Source organism: Caulobacter sp. NIBR1757 (assembly GCF_027912495.1).
In the GTDB taxonomy this organism is placed as follows: Bacteria; Pseudomonadota; Alphaproteobacteria; order Caulobacterales; family Caulobacteraceae; genus Caulobacter.
The window spans coordinates 456,640-473,587 of record NZ_CP115463.1 but is presented as its reverse complement, the minus strand read 5'-3'; the positions used below and the strand labels follow the sequence as shown (position 1 = coordinate 473,587).

Annotated in this window: 15 protein-coding genes; 7 read left to right on the top strand and 8 right to left on the bottom strand. The window is 70.0% G+C overall.

Features of this window, described 5'->3' with window-relative positions:
* The first annotated feature begins 19 nt into the window (after positions 1-19).
* Both O5I81_RS02350 and O5I81_RS02345 read left to right on the top strand, forming a co-directional pair.
* Positions 20-433, top strand: coding sequence for a VOC family protein (locus O5I81_RS02350; RefSeq protein WP_271067333.1), 414 nt, complete (start codon positions 20-22; stop codon positions 431-433).
* Between the two features lie 197 nt (positions 434-630).
* Positions 631-1,029, top strand: a complete 399-nt coding sequence (locus O5I81_RS02345) for a DUF4345 family protein (RefSeq protein ID WP_271067332.1) — start codon at positions 631-633, stop codon at positions 1,027-1,029.
* On the opposite strand, the gene O5I81_RS02340 is transcribed toward O5I81_RS02345, so the two are convergent.
* Positions 1,026-1,949 carry a LysR family transcriptional regulator gene (locus O5I81_RS02340; protein ID WP_271067331.1) on the bottom strand — a complete coding sequence of 308 codons (924 nt, stop codon included), beginning with the start codon at positions 1,947-1,949 and terminating at the stop codon, positions 1,026-1,028. The genes O5I81_RS02345 and O5I81_RS02340 overlap by 4 nt on opposite strands.
* A gap of 302 nt (positions 1,950-2,251) precedes the next feature.
* Here O5I81_RS02340 and O5I81_RS02335 point away from each other — a divergent pair, with 302 nt between their 5' ends.
* On the top strand, positions 2,252-3,049 hold the full coding sequence (locus O5I81_RS02335; RefSeq protein ID WP_271067330.1) for an alpha/beta hydrolase fold domain-containing protein: 798 nt from the start codon (positions 2,252-2,254) through the stop codon (positions 3,047-3,049).
* Between the two features lie 57 nt (positions 3,050-3,106).
* On the opposite strand, the gene O5I81_RS02330 is transcribed toward O5I81_RS02335, so the two are convergent.
* A complete protein-coding gene (locus O5I81_RS02330) occupies positions 3,107-5,662 on the bottom strand; it encodes a TonB-dependent receptor (RefSeq protein ID WP_271067329.1) in 2,556 nt (851 codons plus the stop codon).
* A 342-nt stretch (positions 5,663-6,004) separates the two neighbouring features.
* Between O5I81_RS02330 and O5I81_RS02325 the strand changes: the two genes are divergently transcribed.
* Positions 6,005-7,429 (top strand): protein adenylyltransferase SelO, encoded by a 1,425-nt coding sequence (locus tag O5I81_RS02325; RefSeq protein ID WP_271069092.1) that lies wholly within the window; start codon positions 6,005-6,007, stop codon positions 7,427-7,429.
* A 79-nt stretch (positions 7,430-7,508) separates the two neighbouring features.
* Here O5I81_RS02325 and O5I81_RS02320 read toward each other — a convergent pair whose 3' ends face one another.
* The 4 genes from O5I81_RS02320 to O5I81_RS02305 all read right to left on the bottom strand — a co-directional run bounded on the left by O5I81_RS02320 (position 7,509) and on the right by O5I81_RS02305 (position 11,099).
* A complete protein-coding gene (locus O5I81_RS02320; protein ID WP_271067328.1) occupies positions 7,509-8,972 on the bottom strand; it encodes a HAMP domain-containing sensor histidine kinase in 1,464 nt (487 codons plus the stop codon).
* A 67-nt stretch (positions 8,973-9,039) separates the two neighbouring features.
* Positions 9,040-10,080, bottom strand: a complete 1,041-nt coding sequence (locus O5I81_RS02315; RefSeq protein ID WP_271067327.1) for a quinone-dependent dihydroorotate dehydrogenase — start codon at positions 10,078-10,080, stop codon at positions 9,040-9,042.
* 171 nt (positions 10,081-10,251) lie between these two features.
* Positions 10,252-10,593 carry a DUF952 domain-containing protein gene (locus O5I81_RS02310; protein ID WP_271067326.1) on the bottom strand — a complete coding sequence of 114 codons (342 nt, stop codon included), beginning with the start codon at positions 10,591-10,593 and terminating at the stop codon, positions 10,252-10,254.
* The gene (locus tag O5I81_RS02305) at positions 10,590-11,099 is read right to left on the bottom strand and encodes a histidine phosphatase family protein (protein WP_271067325.1); all 510 of its coding nucleotides are present in this window, start codon (positions 11,097-11,099) and stop codon (positions 10,590-10,592) included. The genes O5I81_RS02310 and O5I81_RS02305 overlap by 4 nt, the downstream gene beginning before the upstream one ends.
* A 63-nt stretch (positions 11,100-11,162) precedes the next feature.
* On the opposite strand from O5I81_RS02305, the gene O5I81_RS02300 reads away from it, so the two are divergent.
* The 3 genes from O5I81_RS02300 (at position 11,163) to O5I81_RS02290 (ending at position 13,907) form a co-directional block, all read left to right on the top strand.
* Positions 11,163-12,302 carry a homoserine O-acetyltransferase gene (locus O5I81_RS02300; RefSeq protein WP_271067324.1) on the top strand — a complete coding sequence of 380 codons (1,140 nt, stop codon included), beginning with the start codon at positions 11,163-11,165 and terminating at the stop codon, positions 12,300-12,302.
* 190 nt (positions 12,303-12,492) lie between these two features.
* On the top strand, positions 12,493-13,146 hold the full coding sequence (gene metW, locus O5I81_RS02295) for a methionine biosynthesis protein MetW (protein ID WP_271067323.1): 654 nt from the start codon (positions 12,493-12,495) through the stop codon (positions 13,144-13,146).
* Positions 13,143-13,907, top strand: a complete 765-nt coding sequence (locus O5I81_RS02290) for an endonuclease/exonuclease/phosphatase family protein (RefSeq protein ID WP_271067322.1) — start codon at positions 13,143-13,145, stop codon at positions 13,905-13,907. The genes metW and O5I81_RS02290 overlap by 4 nt, the downstream gene beginning before the upstream one ends.
* Here O5I81_RS02290 and O5I81_RS02285 read toward each other — a convergent pair.
* Together O5I81_RS02285 and purD are read right to left on the bottom strand one after the other, a co-directional pair.
* Entirely contained in the window at positions 13,789-15,357 is a 1,569-nt protein-coding gene (locus O5I81_RS02285; RefSeq protein WP_271067321.1) for a phospholipase D-like domain-containing protein, read from the bottom strand. The genes O5I81_RS02290 and O5I81_RS02285 overlap by 119 nt on opposite strands.
* A 304-nt stretch (positions 15,358-15,661) precedes the next feature.
* A complete protein-coding gene (gene purD, locus O5I81_RS02280) occupies positions 15,662-16,927 on the bottom strand; it encodes a phosphoribosylamine--glycine ligase (RefSeq protein WP_271067320.1) in 1,266 nt (421 codons plus the stop codon).
* Between the last annotated feature and the right edge of the window lie 21 nt (positions 16,928-16,948).

Sequence of the window (16,948 nt, the reverse complement as noted above, 5' to 3'; positions counted from 1 at the left end):
TCAAGCGAAGGAGCGCCTCATGATCGATCACCTTGGCATCAACGTCGCCGATTTCACCGCCTCGCGGGCCTTCTACGATGCCCTCCTGGCGCCGCTCGGCATCGGCGTGGTGATGCAGGTCGGGCCGGAGGAGACCGGCGGTTCCAGCCACTGCGGCTATGGCAGCAATGCCGACCGGCGCGACATCCAGGCCGGCAAGCCGAGCTTCTGGATCGGCGACGGCGGCGGCCCGACCGGCCCGGCCCACATCTGCTTCCTGGCCCAGGACCGGGCGGCGGTCGACGCCTTCCACGCCGCCGGCCTCGCCGCCGGCGGGACCGACAACGGCGCGCCGGGCCTCAGGCCCCACTACCACCCCGGCTACTATGGGGCCTTCATCCTCGACCCCGAGGGCCGCAACGTCGAGGCGGTGCATCACACCTGGCCGGGATAGAGCCTGTCCCTTCCTTCCTGCTGTCATCCTCCGGCCGCGGAGCGAACCGGGGGACCCAACGCGGCTCTGGATAGATTCCCGGCAATCTTCACGCGGACAATTGGGTCCCCCGGTCGCCCTGCGGGCGCCGGAGGATGACAGGGGTTAGAAAGCGCGTAAGGGTTTCCCTCCTTCCCCCAACAGACTAACTCCGCCCCATGACCGTCTTCGGCAATCTCAACCTCGCCATCATGATCTCCGTGATCGCCTGCTGCATCGGCGGGGTGATGGGCGGGCTGCGCATCGCCCGTCCGCATGGCCTGAAGGCCCGCAGCCGGGCCGAGGAGCGGGCGTTCGGCGGCATGCTGATCCTGGCGCACGCCGGGGCGGCCATGGGCCTGGGCTATGCCCCGAGCATCGGCCGGATGATGGCCGGGGCCGTGGCCCTCGGCTGGCTGGGGGCGGCGGCCGGGCGGGTGGCGTCGCTGATCCTGGACCGGGAAAAGGACCCGATGCTGCGCCAGGCCCTGATCCTCGAACTGCTCATGGCCCTGGCCCTGGCCCTGCCCTGGCTCGGCGTCGGCGCCGCCACCTTCGGCGGCGCGGTCGAGGTCTAGACCTCCCGCCCCGCGTCCAGGAAGTCCGCCGCCGCCAGCTTCAGCCGGTGCAGCACCGCCTCGGCGACCAGATTGAGCGGCTTGTCCCGATGATGCACCACGGCGATCTGCCAGGGCGGGGCGCCGTTGAAGGCGGCGATATGGACGCCGGGGTCCTTGAAGGCGATCTCCTCGGCCAGTTCCTGGTCGATCAGGGCCAGCTGGCCGGAGGCCAGGGCCATGGCCGCCGTGCCCCGCTGGCTGAGCACCTCCAGGCGGGAGCGGACCGGCGCCCCGTGACGGGCGAAGGCCTGCAGCACCGTTTCGCGATAGGGGCTGGGCGAGGACAGCAGCACCACCTCGACATCGAGCAGGTCGGCGACGCCGAGCTCGTCGCGATTGGCCAAGGGGTGGGTGTTGCGCATCAGCGCCATCATCCGCCGTTGGCCGAGCGCATGGACCCGCAGCTGCGCGTTGGGGACGAACGGGCCGCTGACCACCCCGATGTCGGCCTTGTCCAGCAGGATGCGCCGGAAGGTCTCGTCCTGCAGGTGAGTCTCGACCCGGATAGTCAGCTCCGGGGCCTCGGCGGCCAGGGCGCCCACGGCGCGGGCGACCAGGCCCTCGGCGTAGATGGGCAGGGCCGAGACCACCAGGCTGCCCTTCATGCCCTGGCGGATGGCCTGGGCCGCCACGGCCACCCGGTCGAGGCCGGCGAAGCTGCGCCGCACCTCTTCGGCCAGCAGGGCCCCCTCGGCGGTCGGCCGCATGCCGAAGCGTCCGCGCTCGAACAGGGTCAGGCCGGTGCGCTGCTCCAGGCCGGCGATGGCCTTGGTGATGGCCGGTTGGGTCATGCCCAGCCGCTCGCCGGCCAGGGTGGCCGAGCCGAACTCCATCACCGCCTGGAAGGCCTCCAGGGATTTGGGATCGAGTTTCTTCATCTGACGCCGGCCACCCGCACTGCCCCGCCCCGGGCCGCGACGACGGTTATCCATTCCCGACGGGAATGTCAGGGGGCGAATTTGGAATTTGATCGGGGCATGGGATTTGCGCGACCTGACCGTCGCGGCGAGGCGGCCGTGATGATTTCGGAGGCGATCGCGGCGAACGGGTTCGCGACCGCCTCCGGACCCGCCGTGCCGGTCGGCCAGACGCCGACAGGTTTCTCTCCGGAGGAGGCCACCACCACCCGGCGGCCACGGCGGGCTATCCTTTTGAGGCGGCGCGGGCTTCACTCGGCCCCGTGCTCGTCAACCTGATCCGCAACCGTCTCGACCCCTGGCTGGCCCGGCCCGACCCGGGCGCGCCGGAGCTGGCGGAGGTTCGCGACCTGGCCATCCCGACCTCGGCCCACGCGATCCCCGCCCGTCTCTACCGGGCGGCCGACACCGGCGGCGACCTGCTGGTCTTTTTCCATGGCGGCGGCCTGGTCAGCAGCAATCTGGAGACCCATGACGGCGTCTGCCGCCGCCTGGCGGCCGGGTCCGGCCTCGACGTGCTGGCCATCGACTACCGCCGGGCGCCGGAACAGCCCTACCCCGCCGCCCACGATGACGCCGAGGCGGGCGTGGTTTTCGCGGCGGAGACCCTTGGCCCGCGCCGTCTGCTGGCCGGGGGCGACTCGGCCGGCGGCCTGCTGGCGGTCGCGGCCGCGCGTCGAAGCGCCCGCGCCGACCGGCCTCTGGATGGGCTCGCCCTGTTCTACCCTCTGCTGGCCCTCGATCCGGTCGAAGACGACCCCCGCCTCTTCCGCCGCGGCCGCGCCTGGATGCGCCGCCAGTACGCCCCGGGGTTGGAGGGCCGCGCCGACGACCTGGCCTTTCCCGGCGCCGCCGATCTGCCCCCGACCTTCATCGCCAGCGGCGGCCGCGATCCGACCCGGCTGGACGCCCGACGCCTGATCGCCGCCGGGGCCCCGATCAGCCATCACCTCGAACCCGGAGCGACCCACGGCTTCCTCAACCTGGCCGCCGTCTCGCGCCGCGCCCGCGCTCAGTCCGGGCGCGCCATCGCCGCCCTGCGCGCCGCCTTTACCCCATAGAAAAAGGGCGGCCCGGGTTGCCCCGGACCGCCCGATCTCTGCAGTCGTTCTAGAGGCCTAGAACTTGCTGCGCAGGGTCACGCCGACGACCCGCGGGGCGCCCAGGAAGGCGTCGTAGGTCGAGATGGCGTCGTCAGGCGCCTTGAGGTAGGGGTTGGAGGTGTCGACCTGGAAGGGGCCGTTGAAGGCCACCTGGGTGTAGTCCTTGTCGAACAGGTTGTTGGCGTACAGTTCGACCGTCCACAGGCCGTCCTGGCTGCCGATGCCGACCCGGGCGTTCACCAGGGTGAAGGCTTCCTGTTCCTTGACCGGGTGCAGGTCGGAACCGGTGTTGTAGTCACTGGTGTACTTCAGCGAGACGTTGCCCTTGAAGACCAGGGCCTCACCGATGTCCTTCTCGTAGCTGGTGGCCAGCGAAGCGGACCAGCGCGGCGCGAACGGCGCGGTGGCGCCGGGCAGGCGGAACAGGCCGTTGAACTTCGAGGGGTCCTTCAGGTCGGCGGCGGTGAATTCGCCGAACTTGGTCTGGGCCCAGGTCACGCCGCCCTGGAAGGTCAGGCCGTCGAGGGGGGTGAACCACAGGAAGTCGGCGTCGATGCCCTGCGAGGTCAGCTCCGGGATCGACTCGACGATAAAGGCCGTGCCGACGAAGGTGTTGAGCTGGAAGTCGGTGTACTTCTGGTAGAAGGCCGTCGCGTTCAGCAGCAGGCTGTTGCCCAGCCACTTGGTCTTGATGCCCAGTTCGTAGGAGTCGGCCTTTTCACCGTCGAAGCTGGTGTCCTTGTTGGCCTGGAAGTCCAGCGGCGTGAGGAGGCTGCCGTTGATGCAGGCCAGACCGGCGGGGCCCTTAACCGAACGGCCGGGGTACGGGCAGGTGATACCCGAACGGTCGAGGTTGAAACCACCCGACTTGTAGCCCCGCGCGTAGGACGCGTAGGTCATGATGTCGTCGTTGATGTTCCAGGCCAGCTTGATGGTGCCGGTCAGCTCTTCTTCGCTGCGCTTCTGGGTGAACTTGCCCAGGGCGTCGAAGTCGTTGTTCTCGGCGTTCAGGCAGAGGCCGCCGACGATCGCCTGGGCGGTCGGGGCGCCGGCCAGACCGACGAGGGTCAGGTAGGCGGCTTCGGCCTGGTCACAGGAGGCGCCGGTGGTGCTGTACTGGGTGGTGAGCGACTTGTCCGACCAGGAGTAGCGGAGGCCGGCGGTCAGCTTCCAGGCCTCGGTGATCGACCAGGTGTTGTCGGTGAACAGGGCGAAGGTTTCGTCGGTCTGGGCGTAGCGGTCGTCCGAGCCGTTGCCGGCCTGGTGGATGGCCGCCGGCGTCAGGCCGAGCAGGCCAGGAACGCCGCCGAGCACGCGGGTGTCGAAGTAGGCGTAATAGTCCGTGCCGTAGTTGAGGCGCGAACGGCTGTCGAGGTCTTCGCTGGCGTAGAAGGCGCCGACCAGCCAGTTGACCGGACCCGCTTCGCCGTTGGCGCGCAGTTCCTGGCTGAACTGGCCGAACTCGACGTAGTTGGTGCCGTCGTCCGGACGGTAGACCAGGTCGGCGGCGGTGAAGTCGCTGTCCTGGCCGGTTTCGGCGCGCCAGTTGCGGACGGCGGTGATCGAGGTCAGGGCGACGCCGTCGAGGACATCCCAGTCGACCTGGGCCGAGAAGCCCTTGTCCTGGATGAACTGACGGGTCGAGCGGTTGCCGTAGGCGGTGCGGTTGAAGACCTTCTCGTCGGTGGCGATGCCGCCGGGCTGCACCTGGTTGACGAAGGCGGCGCGGCTGTTGGCGGCGTCGCCGACCTGCAGCTGGGTGGCCAGGCAGCACATCTCGTCGCGCTCGGTGTAGTCGGCGATCATGCGGATGCTGAGATCGTCCGACGGGGTGGCGAGGATCTGGCCGCGGATGGTCCAGAAATCCTGGTTGACGTCTTCGTCGCTGGTGCGCGGGCCGTCGCCGGTCTTGACGTTGAGGAAGCCGTCACGCTCGCGCTTGGCGAAGAAGATGCGGCCGGCGACGTTGTCGCCGAAGATCGGGCCGGTGACCGACACCGAACCGCCCCTGGTGCCGTACTCACCGAAGGTCAGTTCGGCGTTGCCGCCGAATTCGAACTCGGGCTCGGCGGTCAGGATGTTGATGACGCCGGCCGAGGTGTTCTTGCCGAACAGGGTGCCTTGCGGGCCCTTCAGCACTTCGATGCGCTGCAGTTCGCCGAGGTCGCCGAAGCTGACGCCGTTACGGGGGCGGTAGACGCCGTCGATGACGATGCCGACCGAGCTTTCCAGGCCGGGGTTGTCGCCGACGGTGCCGACGCCACGGATGCGGGCGGTGGTGACGGTTTCGTTCGAGGTCGAGGTGACCGTCAGGCCGGGGGTCAGGATCTGCAGATCCTTGATGTCCTTGACGCCGGCGTCCTGCATCAGCTCACCCGACAGGGCGGTGACCGTCGCGGGGACGTCCTGCAGGTTCTGTTCGCGCTTGTTGACGGTGACGACAATGGTGTCGACGGTGTTGACGCCATCGTCAGCGGCGGCCGGCTCGTCCTGAGCGAAGGCGGCGGTCGACATAATGGCGGAGAGCACGAGGGCCGAAGCCGACGCGCGCAGCAGGTGACGCATTTTCATGTCATGTCCTGGGCAAAGTTTATTGCGCGCGGGTGTCAGCCGCACGGGTTTGGGGAGGAAGACGGGACCGAGGAAGCCCTATCAACTTGACGCCTGTGCCTAGGGTCGCGGGACGTCATCCGGCAAGATTAATCCCTTGTAACACAACGGAAAACGGCCATCTCGTGTCAGGGATGTGACAGCAGAGGCGTCAAAAAACTTCGTTATTCTGACGCATGAATCAAAAGCGCCGCTTTTGTGGGCGCCCTTGGCGGCAGAGACGCGGCTGCCGCTTTCTGCGGCGCCATCGGCCGGGAAGCCGCAAGCAAGTCCGGGCTTGTGGCGAGCGCGGTTCGACCGCATCTGGCCAGAATGCCCGTCTCCACCGCCTATCGCCCCGATCCGCGCTTCATGACCCTGGGACCGGAGTTTTCCGATCCGGTGCGGCCGGCGGACTTTCCCGAGACCCGCCTGCGCTGGCGCCATGAGCGAGCCGCCGCAACGGTCGGGCTGGAAACCCTGACCGAGGCCGAATGGATCGCCCACTTCGGCCGCTTCCAGCCGCTGCCGGACAACCAGCCCGGCCCGCTGGCCATGCGCTATCACGGCCACCAGTTCCGCAGCTACAACCCCGACCTCGGCGATGGCCGCGGCTTCCTGTTCGCGCAGCTGCGTGAAGCTGGTTCGGACCGCCTGCTCGACCTGGCCACCAAGGGCAGCGGCCAGACGCCCTGGTCGCGCCGCGGCGATGGGCGGCTGACCCTCAAGGGCGGGGTGCGGGAAATCCTCGCCGCCTCCATGCTGGAAGCGCTGGGCGTGCCGACCAGCCGGGCCTTCTCCCTGGTGGAGACCGGCGAGGACCTGCAGCGGAACGACGAGCCGAGCCCGACCCGCTCGGCCGTGCTGACCCGGCTGTCGCACAGCCACCTCCGCTTCGGGACCTTCCAGCGCCAGGCCTTCCATGAGCGGGCCGACAACATCGGCGCGCTGGTCGATCATGCGGTCGAGACCTACTTCCCCCACCTCGCCGACGCGCCGGATCGCGCCGTCGCGATGCTCGGCGAGACGGTGGCCCGCACCGCCCGGCTGGTCGCCCGCTGGATGTCGGCGGGTTTCGTGCACGGCGTGCTCAACACCGACAACATGGTCGTCACCGGCGAGAGTTTCGACTACGGCCCCTGGCGCTTCCTGCCGAGGAACGACCCCAACTTCACCGCCGCCTATTTCGACGAGACCGGCCTCTACAGCTTCGGCCGCCAGCCGGAGGCGGGGTTCTGGAATCTGCAGCAGCTGGCCGGCTGCCTGGTGCAGGTGGCCGACAGTGACGCGCTGGTGGCGGCGCTGAACGGGTTCGCGCCGGCCTACCGGGAGGCCCTGATGGCGGCGATGATCGGCCGGTTGGGGGTGAAGAGCCAGGGACCTGACGCCGACATCGACCTGGTCAACGCCTCGTTCAAGGCCCTGGCCGAAGGCGGCGAGGCGTTGCGCTGGGAGCCCTTCTTCTTCGACTGGTTCTGCGGCGACGCGGCGCGGGCGATGGCCGGGCCCCGGGCGGCCGTCTACGGCGGCGAGGCGTTCATGGAATTCCGGCGGCTGTTGGCCGGTTTCGAGGCGCAGCGGCCGGAACGGCTGGCGCATCCGATGTTCGCGCGGGCGGAGCCGGTCGAGATGTTGATCGACGAGGTCGAGACCCTGTGGGCGCCGATCGCGGAGGCCGACGACTGGGCGCCGCTGTATGCCAAGCTGGACGCGATCGAGAGCGCCCGGGTCGGCTGGGCGCTGAGTTAATTGGGGACACGCACTATTTTCGCCCAACCGCTGCCGGACGTCCGGCGGCGACGTAAGCGAAAATAGTGCGTGTCCCCAATTAACTCTTCTTCTTCGGCTTCTCCGGTTCCGGCAGGCGCAGTTCGAACACCGTCCCCTCCGGACCGGTCTGGGCCATGGTCAGATCGCCGCCATGGGCCTGGGCCAGCTCGCGCGAGATGGCCAGGCCGAGGCCCGTGCCGCCATGCCGGGCCGAGCCGGCGAAGGGCTGGAACAGGTGGGCCAGGGCGCGTTCGGGCAGGCCTGGCCCGTTGTCGGCGATGCGAACTATGCTCCAGCCCGGCTCCTTCGCCAGACTGACGGTGATCTGCCCCGGCTCCTCGCGGGCCATGGCCGCCATCGCCTGGCGGGCGTTGCGCATCAGGTTCATCAGGATGCGGTGCAGCTGGTCCGGGTCGGCTGTGACGCTCGCCCGGGCCGGGGCCTCGACCTTCAGGGCGACGTCGTCCTTCTCCAGCGCCGCGTCCTCTGCCGCGGCCTCCAGCGCCGCCCGCAACGGCACCGCCTTGAGGTCCGGCTCGGCCTCGCCGGCGCGGCCGTAGGCCAGGACGTTGGTGGCCAGGGTGACGGCCCGGTCCAGGGCCCGTTCGAGGCGGGGCATGGCCTGGGCGACCTTGGGATCGCCGATGGCCGCCAGCCGGTCGGAGGCGATCTGGGCGCTGGTCAGCATGTTGCGCAGGTCGTGATTGATCTTGGCCACCGCCTCGCCGAGCGCCGCCAGCCGGGCGCGGCTGTTGAGCGCCGCCACCAGGTCCGACTGCATGCGGTCGAGCTCGGCCTCGGCGCGGCCGATCTCGTCGCGGCGGCCGCTGGTCTCGACCCGGGCCCCGGGGTCTTCCGGATCGGCGCGGAAGCGTTCGATGGAGCGGGTGATCCGCTGCATCGGCCGCACCAGGAAGGCGTTGAGCGACAGATAGACCAGCCCGCCGACGACGATGGCCGCGAACACGGTGACGAACAGCGCCTGCCAGAGGTAGCTGATCAGCTCGGCCCGCAGGATGTCATCGGGCACGACGATGTCGATGAACTCGGAGTCCTTGAGGAAGCGCGGCTCGGCGACGATCCGGACCATGCGGCCCTCGCCGCCGAACAGGGTCTGGAACGGGGCGCTGAACCAGCTCAGCGGGTTCTGCTCGCGCAGATCGACCAGATAGGGGGTCGGCAGGGTGCGTGGCGCGGCCAGCACCAGGCGGCGCATGCCGTCGGTCTGGATGGCCACCGAGACCACGCCCGCCCCGTCGAGCAGCTGGCGCGACAGCTCCTGGGTGATCTGGCCGTCGGGGGCGACGTCGGTGGCCAGCTTGGCCAGTTCGGCCGAGCGCACGCGGTCGAGCAGCCACTGCTCCTCGAAGCTGGCCAGGGCGGCGGGCAGGATGAACAGGGCCGCCAGGGTGATGAACAGGCTGGTGAGCACCAGCAGGCGCGCCGACAGGCCGCCGGGCCAGAGCCATCGGCGAGTCGGAGGAGCGGTCTTCGTCGCGGGCGGCGGCGCGGCCTCGGCCATGGTTGTCAGGTGTAGGTCAGGCGGGAGGGGCGCGCAACGCGGCGAAGTTTCCCGTCGTGGGGGAATTTCATGATGCGCCGACGGCCTCGGCCACGCAGCCGAAGCCGTCCGCCCTCAGACGGGCGGCAAGATCGCGCTTGATGCGGGTCACCAGGCCCGGGCCTTCATAGACCATGGCCGAGTAGAGCTGCACCGCCTGGGCCCCGGCGCGGATCTTGGCGTAGGCGTCGGCGCCGGAGGCGACGCCCCCCGCCCCGATGAGGATCAGGCCCTTGTCGTTGGCGGCGTGGAAGCGGCGCAGGATGAAGGTCGAGGGACCCATCAGGGGGGCGCCGGAGAGGCCGCCGGTCTCGGAGGCGGCGCGGCTCATCAGGGTGACCGGCCGGCCTACGGTGGTGTTGGAAACGATGATGCCGGCCAGGCCGTGGGCGGCGCTGGCGGCGACGATGGCCTCGATCTCGTCGTCCTCGAGGTCTGGGGCCACCTTCAGGAACACCGGGGCGTCGCCCGGGAGAGGCTTGCGGGCTTCGGCCAGGCGGCCGAGCAGGTCTTCCAGCGCCTCTTTCGTCTGCAGCGCGCGCAGGCCGGGGGTGTTGGGCGAGGAGATGTTGACGGTGAAGTAGTCGGCCAGTCCCCACAGGCGGGTCAGGCCGGTGACATAGTCCTGGGTGCGGTCCGTCGCGTCCTTGTTGGCCCCGATGTTGGCCCCGACGATCCCCTTGCGGGGGCGTCTGGCCAGGCGGGCGGCGAAGGCTTCGAGGCCTTCGTTGTTGAAGCCCATGCGGTTGATCACCGCCCTGTCGGGGGTCAGCCGGAACAGGCGGGGGCGCGGGTTGCCGGCCTGGGGCAGCGGGGTGACGGTGCCGCATTCGACGAAGCCGAAGCCGGCGGCGAGCATGGCGTCGGGAACCTGGGCGTTCTTGTCGAAGCCGGCGGCCAGGCCGATGGGGCTGGGCAGGGTCAGGCCGGCGAGCGTCGTCCGGAGGATGGGGTCCGGCCTGGAACGGTCGACCGGGCCGAGACCCGCTTCGAGACCGGCGATGGTCAGGCCGTGGGCGTCCTCGGGGTCGAGGAGATGCAGGGCGCGGGCGGCGAGGTCGTGGATCATGCCTCCCTCCCCGAATGGGGAGGGCAGACGCGCGTTGCGCGTCGGGTGGGGCGGTGGGTCACGATCATTGGCCGGTTATGCCCCTCAGTGCAGGGTCTGCCAGGCTGGGAACCGACTTCCCCACCCGACGCGCGTAACCGCGCGTCTGCCCTCCCCATTCGGGGAGGGAGGTCACGACAGCGCTCCCAGCTGGATGTGGCCGTCCTGGCCCAAAGGCGCATCGCGCTCTTCCACCGCCAGCGACGGATCGAGCGGGCCGTAGAGGTGCGGGAAGAGGTCGCCGCCGCGCGAGGGCTCCCACTTCAGACCGTGGCCGAGGGTTTCGGCCTCGAAGCCGACGATGAGGATGTCGCCCAGGCCGGCGAAATACTTGCGGGCCGTCTCCGCCGCCTGGGCGCCGGTCGAGAAATGGATATAGCCGTCGGCGAGGTCGACCGCGGCGCCGTGGAAGGCGCCCGAGGCCTTGGCCGCCTCCCATTCGCCGCGCGAGACCAGCTTGTAGATCCGGGTCATTCGCCGCCCCCGCCGCCGAAGTCGCTGGCGTGGAACAGGCCGTCGTAGGCCGGGCGGCCGGCCGCGTCGAAGGTGAAGGCCGCGGCGCTTGAGGTGGCGAACTTGGCCTCGGCGCGGGCGATGACGGCGCCGCCGGCGCCGGCCAAGCGCAACAGGTGGATGGCCAGCATGTGGAGGCCCGGGTTATGGCCGATGACCATGATGCTGCCGGCGGTCTCGCCGCGCTCTTCGGCCAGCTTGAGAATCAGGCCTTCGGAGGCGAGGTAGAGGTCGCGGGTCACCTCGGCCCGCGCCATGGGGAAGGCGGGGCTGACGGCCGCCCAGGTTTCCTGGGTGCGGGCGGCGGCGCTGACCAGGGCCACGTCGGGGATCAGGTCGCGTTCGGCCAGCACCCGGCCCATCAGGGCGGCATCGCTGCGGCCCCGGTCGGTCAGGCGCCGGGCGATGTCGCCGCCGGGGGCGGTGCGTTCGGCCTTGCCGTGGCGCAGGAGGATCAGGCGGTGCATGGCGCCTGTCTAACCCCGCCTGCCCGGTTGACAATCCCCGTCGCGCGCGGTCATCGGAGCCGCATGGACGGATCGAGCGAAATCGCGGCGCAGGACAGCGGGGTTTGGGCCTTCGGGCCGGACCGGCCGCTGGCCCTCGATTCCGGCTCCAGACTGGACAATCTGGAGATCGCCTGGCGCAGTTTCGGCACGCTGAACGCCGACCGCTCCAACGCCGTCCTCATCTGCCACGCCCTGACCCTCGACCAGCATGTCGCCGGCACGCATCCGGTGTCGGGCAAGGAGGGCTGGTGGACGCGGCTCGTCGGACCGGGCCGGCCGCTCGATCCGGCTGACTGGTTCATCCTCTGCTCCAACGTCATCGGCGGCTGCAACGGCTCTTCCGGTCCGGGGTCGGTCGATCCGGCCACGGGCAAGGCCTACGGCCTGACCTTCCCGGTCATCACCATCGGCGACATGGTGCGGGCCCAGGCCATGCTGGTCGAGGCCATGGGGATCAGCAAGCTGGCCGCGGTGGTCGGCGGCTCGATGGGCGGCATGCAGGTGCTGCAGTGGGCGGCGGACTACCCCGAGCGGCTGGAGGCGGTGGTCTGCGTGGCCAGCGCCGCCCGCCACTCGGCCCAGAACATCGCCTTCCACGAGGTCGGTCGCCAGGCGGTGATGGCCGATCCCGACTGGCGCGGCGGGGCCTATGCGGAAGCCGGGGTGCGGCCGGAGAAGGGCCTGGCCGTGGCCCGGATGGCGGCCCACATCACCTATCTGTCGGAGGCCGCCCTGCAGCGGAAGTTCGGCCGCGAGCTGCAGAACGACGGCCTGTCGTTCGGCTTCGACGCCGACTTCCAGGTCGAAAGCTACCTGCGTCACCAGGGCGGTTCGTTCGTCAACCGCTTCGACGCCAACAGCTATCTCTACATCACCCGGGCCATGGACTATTTCGACCTGGCCGCCCCGCACGGCGGGGTGCTGGCCCAGGCCTTCCAGGGGGCGCGGGACGTCAAGTTCTGCGTGCTCAGCTTCACCTCCGACTGGCTGTATCCGACGGTCGAGAGCCGCCACATCGTGCGGGCGCTGAATGCGGCCGGGGCCGAGGTCAGTTTCCTGGAGATCGAGAGCGACAAGGGCCATGACGCCTTCCTGCTGGACGAACCGGTGATGGACGGGGCGCTGCGCGGTTTCCTGGATTCGGTGAGGCGCAGGTGGTGAGGGATCACAGGCCCGTCCGGCGAATAACCCCCTCTGTCATCCTCCGGCCGCGCAGCGGACCGGGGGACCCAACTGTCCGCGTGAACACCGTTGGGAGTCTTTCCAGAGCCGCCCTGGGTCCCCCGGTTCCCGCTTCGCGGGCCCGGAGGATGACAGGACGGGGTATGGCGATCCCGGGGGAGAGCTTCCTGTGAGAGAAGACTTCCGCGAAATCCTGCGGCTGGTGCGTCCCGGCGCCCGGGTGATCGATGTCGGCTGCGGCGAAGGCGAGCTGCTGGAGCTGCTGGTCCGCGAGAAGCAGGCGCAGGGCCGGGGGCTGGAGCTGGAGGCCTCGGGCGTCTCGGCCTGCCTGGCGCGGGGGCTGGCCGTGGTGCAGGGCGACGCCGACCGGGACCTGGACGCCTTTCCCACCCGGGCCTTCGACTACGCCATCCTCAGCCAGACCCTGCAGGCGACCCGCAATCCGCGGCATGTGCTGAGCGAGCTGTTGCGGATCGCCGACCGGGCCATCGTCTCCTTTCCCAACTTCGGCCACTGGCGGGTGCGCTGGAGCCTGATGGCGCGGGGCCGGATGCCGGAGACCCGGGCCCTGCCCGAGCCCTGGTGGTCGACGCCCAACATCCACCTCTGCAGCCTGGCCGACTTCAACGCCCTGACCGAAGACCTGGACCTGCGCACCGAGCACTGCGCCGCCCTGGCGCGGGGCCAGGCGGCCCGGCCGATCGACCCGGCCCGGGGGATCGAGAACTGGCGGGCCGAGAACGCCCTCTTCCTGCTCAGCCGTCGGCAACCCGACCCGGAACCGGAACCATCGGACCCGCCGCGCGATCTCTTCGGGTCATGAAGCTTCGCCTGATGACCTGGAACGTCCACCGCTGCGTGGGCGTCGACAAAAGGCTGGATGTGGAGCGCTGCGCCCGGGTGATCGCGGCCGCCAAGCCGGACATCGTCGGCCTGCAGGAGCTGGACGTCGGCCGCAAGCGGACCGGCCATGTCGATCAGGCCCACAGGCTGGGCGAACTCCTTTCCATGCGCAGCCACTTCAACGCCGCCATGCATATCGAGGAGGAACGCTACGGCGACGCCCTGCTCACCACCCTGCCCGAGCGGCTGGTGCGGGCCGGCCCCCTGCCCGGCTATCCGAAGATCAGGGCCCTGGAGCCGCGCGGCGCGGTGTGGATCGCCGTCACCCTGCCCGACGGCCAGGAGCTGCAGGTCATCAACACCCATCTGGGCCTCATCCCGCAGGAACAGAAGAAACAGGCCACCGCCCTGGTCGCCGACTGGATGGCCGACGAGAAGTTCACCAGGCCCGGCATCCTGATGGGCGACTTCAACGCCACCCCCTTCCAGCAGCCCTACCGGATCTGCGCCGCCGCCATCCAGGACGCCCAGCTGCAGTGGCCCGGCGCGCCGATGTCGACCTATCCCAGCGGCTTTCCCTTCATGCGCATCGACCACGTCTTCGTGTCGCCGGGCATCAAGGTCACCAGGGTGGAGTCGCCTTTCGATCCGGAGGCGCGACGGGCGTCTGACCATCTTCCTCTGATCGTCGAGGTGGAGATCCCGCCACGGGCGCCGGAAGACACTCCAGCGCCTGCCTGATCCGGGCCCGCCGGATCCACGGCCGCCAGGCATCCGACGCCGACAGCGGATCCCCCAGCGCCCAGCTCGAGACGAAGCGGCCCAGCGGACTGATTGGCGTGCGGTCGATGGGCAGCAGCCGGCGCGGATGACCGTCGAGGGCGTCAATGGCGCCGGCGACCGAACCGGTTTCGCGGATCGCCTCCCGGGTTTCGCCCAGACCCTTCCCGAAATAGTGGCCGATCAGCATGGTGCGGAAGGCGGCGATGGTGCGGCGGGTCTCCGCTCCCTCAGGCCCATCGGGCGCCTCGATCACCGCATCGACCTCGGTGTCGAGCCCGCCGGAGCGGTTGTTGAGGTTGGCCGAGCCGATGCGCAACAGGCGGTCGTCGAAGATCGACACCTTCGAATGGACGATGATCGGCTTGTCGTGGGCCGTGCGGGCGGTGAAGGCGCGGAAGCGATGGTAGTGGTCAGACTGCTCCAGCAGGTTGATGGCCTGCGAGCGGGCGCTGTCCATGGTCATGCGGTCGAAGAAGCTGGGACTGGCGCTGGGGCCGATGGCGATGACCTCCGGCCCGTCCGGCTCCTCCAGCCGCCGGCACAGGGCGGCGACGATCATCGGCGAGGCCAGGTACTGGTTCTCCAGGAAGATGGTCCGCCGGGCGCTGGCGATGCAGTCGAGGTGCAGGCGGTAGCCCTCCTGGGTCTCCGGCAGGTCTTTCCAGCGCGGCTGGGTGCGGGTCAGGGCGACCTCGACGCCAACCAGGTCCTCGGCGAAGTCCTTGGGCCAGGGGGAATGCTCGGCCATCTCGGGCATCGGCAGGTCGCCGCCGCCGCTGCTGGCCCAGCGCTCGACGAACAGCTCGGCGCAGCTCTGGGCCACCGGGCCCTCGGCCATCATCGCCACGTCGTGCCGGGCCGGGTAGCGCTCGCCCCAGGGCAGGCGGCGGTTGGGGTCCTCGTCGAGGTGGTCGCAGGTGTCCCAGCGGTCGGCCCCCAGGTCGCCGCCGCTGATGAAGCTGAGGCGGCCGTCGATGACCAGCACCTTCTGATGGTGGCAGGCGCTCATCGGCAGGCTGTTGTCGAGCCGGAACTTGACCGCCGAGCCCTCGAAATACCGTTTCGCCCGCTGGCCCGGAAAGCGCTGGGTCATGGCGATCAGCGGCGGCATGTCCCAGGCCAGGATGCGCACGTCGAGCGCCGGGTTGAGGGCCGACAGCCGGCGCAGCAGCTGGCCCAGGCGGTCGGGGTTCTGCGGATCGCGGCTGCGCTCCACCCGGTCGGGCTCGAAGCGGGTCAGGGGATCGAACACCCAGGCCAGCAGCCAGATCGATTGTCTGGCCGACAGCATCGCCTGTTTGACCGCCGCGAAATAGTCCGCGCCATCGACCAGGAAGGACACCCGGTCGGCCTTGTCTATGCGCCAGCAGGTGTCGCCCGGTTTCAGCAGGGGGTCTTCGCGGCTCATGGGGGGTCTCTGTTGGCTGGCGGCAGTCTAACGCGGCTTGCGGTCGTAGGCTGCACCGGCCCTATCGAAGCGGACCCACATTATAAGGCGCCGCGCGGGGCGACAGCGGTGAATATCCGGCAGGCGATTGAAAAGACTGTCTCTTCCGGGTGGCCGCCTGTCGCTGGCTGTAGGTCGAAGCGTAGGTCGGGGCGGGGTCGCGGGTGTGCGATTGTAGGTCGGCGGGAGGCCGGCCGGGGCTACCGCGACCAACGGGACCCCGATGGGCGCCCGAAAGCCGCGATAATTTCGCCCGGGTAAAATTCTACAGGGCCCGCCAGCCGATGTCGGAACGATGGAAACCGCCCGGCAGGTCGATGGCGCCGACGGCGGCGTAGGCCAGGTCGCGGGCCTCGTGCAGGGTGGCGCCGAGGGCGCAGACGTTGAGCACCCGGCCGCCGGAGGCGCGCAGGTTTCCGTCGGCGTCGCGGGTCGTGCCGGCGTGGAAGACGACCGCCTCGCCGCCGAAGTCGCTGGCGGCGCCGCGGATGACGGCGCCGCTCACCGGGGCGTCAGGATAGCCCTCGGCGGCCATGACCACGCAGACGGCGGCCTCGTCGCGGAAGGTCGGACCGCTGAGCCGCGACAGGGTCCCGGTGGCGGTGGCCTGCAGCCAGGGCAGGATGTCGTCGGCCAGGCGCAGCATCAGCACCTGGCATTCGGGGTCGCCGAAGCGGGCATTGTATTCGACGAGCTTCGGACCCGTGTCGGTCAGCATCAGCCCGGCGTAGAGGACGCCGACATAGGGGTTTCCCTCGGCCGCCATGCCGCGCACGGTCGGGGCGATGAGTTCGTCGAAGGCCTGTTCGAGCAGGGCGTCGGTGAGGACGGGCGCCGGGCTGTAGGTGCCCATGCCGCCGGTGTTGGGGCCGAGGTCGCCGTCATAGGCGCGCTTGTGGTCCTGGGCCTGGCCGAAGAGGACGGCGGACTGGCCGTCGCAGAGGGCGAACAGGGAGACCTCCTCGCCGACCATGAATTCCTCGATGACCACGCGGGCCCCGGCCGTGCCGAAGCGGCCGCCCAGCATGTCGAGGACGGCGGCGTCGGCCTCGGCCCGGCTCTGGGCGATGACCACGCCCTTGCCGGCCGCCAGGCCGTCGGCCTTGATCACGAAGGGGGCGGTCAGGGTGTCGAGGAAAGCATCGGCCGCCTGGGCGGTTTCGAACACGCCGTAGGCGGCGGTCGGCAGGCCATGGCGGGCGCAGAAGTCCTTGGTGAAGGCCTTGGAGGTCTCCAGCCGGGCGGCCGACTGGCTGGCCCCGAAGCAGGGGATGCCTTCCTTCGCCAGGGCGTCGGCGATGCCGGCTTCGAGCGCGATCTCCGGGCCGACGACGACGAGATCGGCGGCGATCTCTTTTGCCAGGGCGACAAGGGCCGGGACGTCGTTGGCCTTGATGTCGCGGCACTCGCAGAGCTCGGCGATGCCGGGGTTGCCCGGGGCGGCGACCAGGCGGGTCAGCATGGGCGACTGGACGATCTTCCAGGCCAGCGCGTGTTCGCGCCCGCCGGATCCGATGAGGAGGACGTTCATGGGAGGGCGGTTTGACGCATC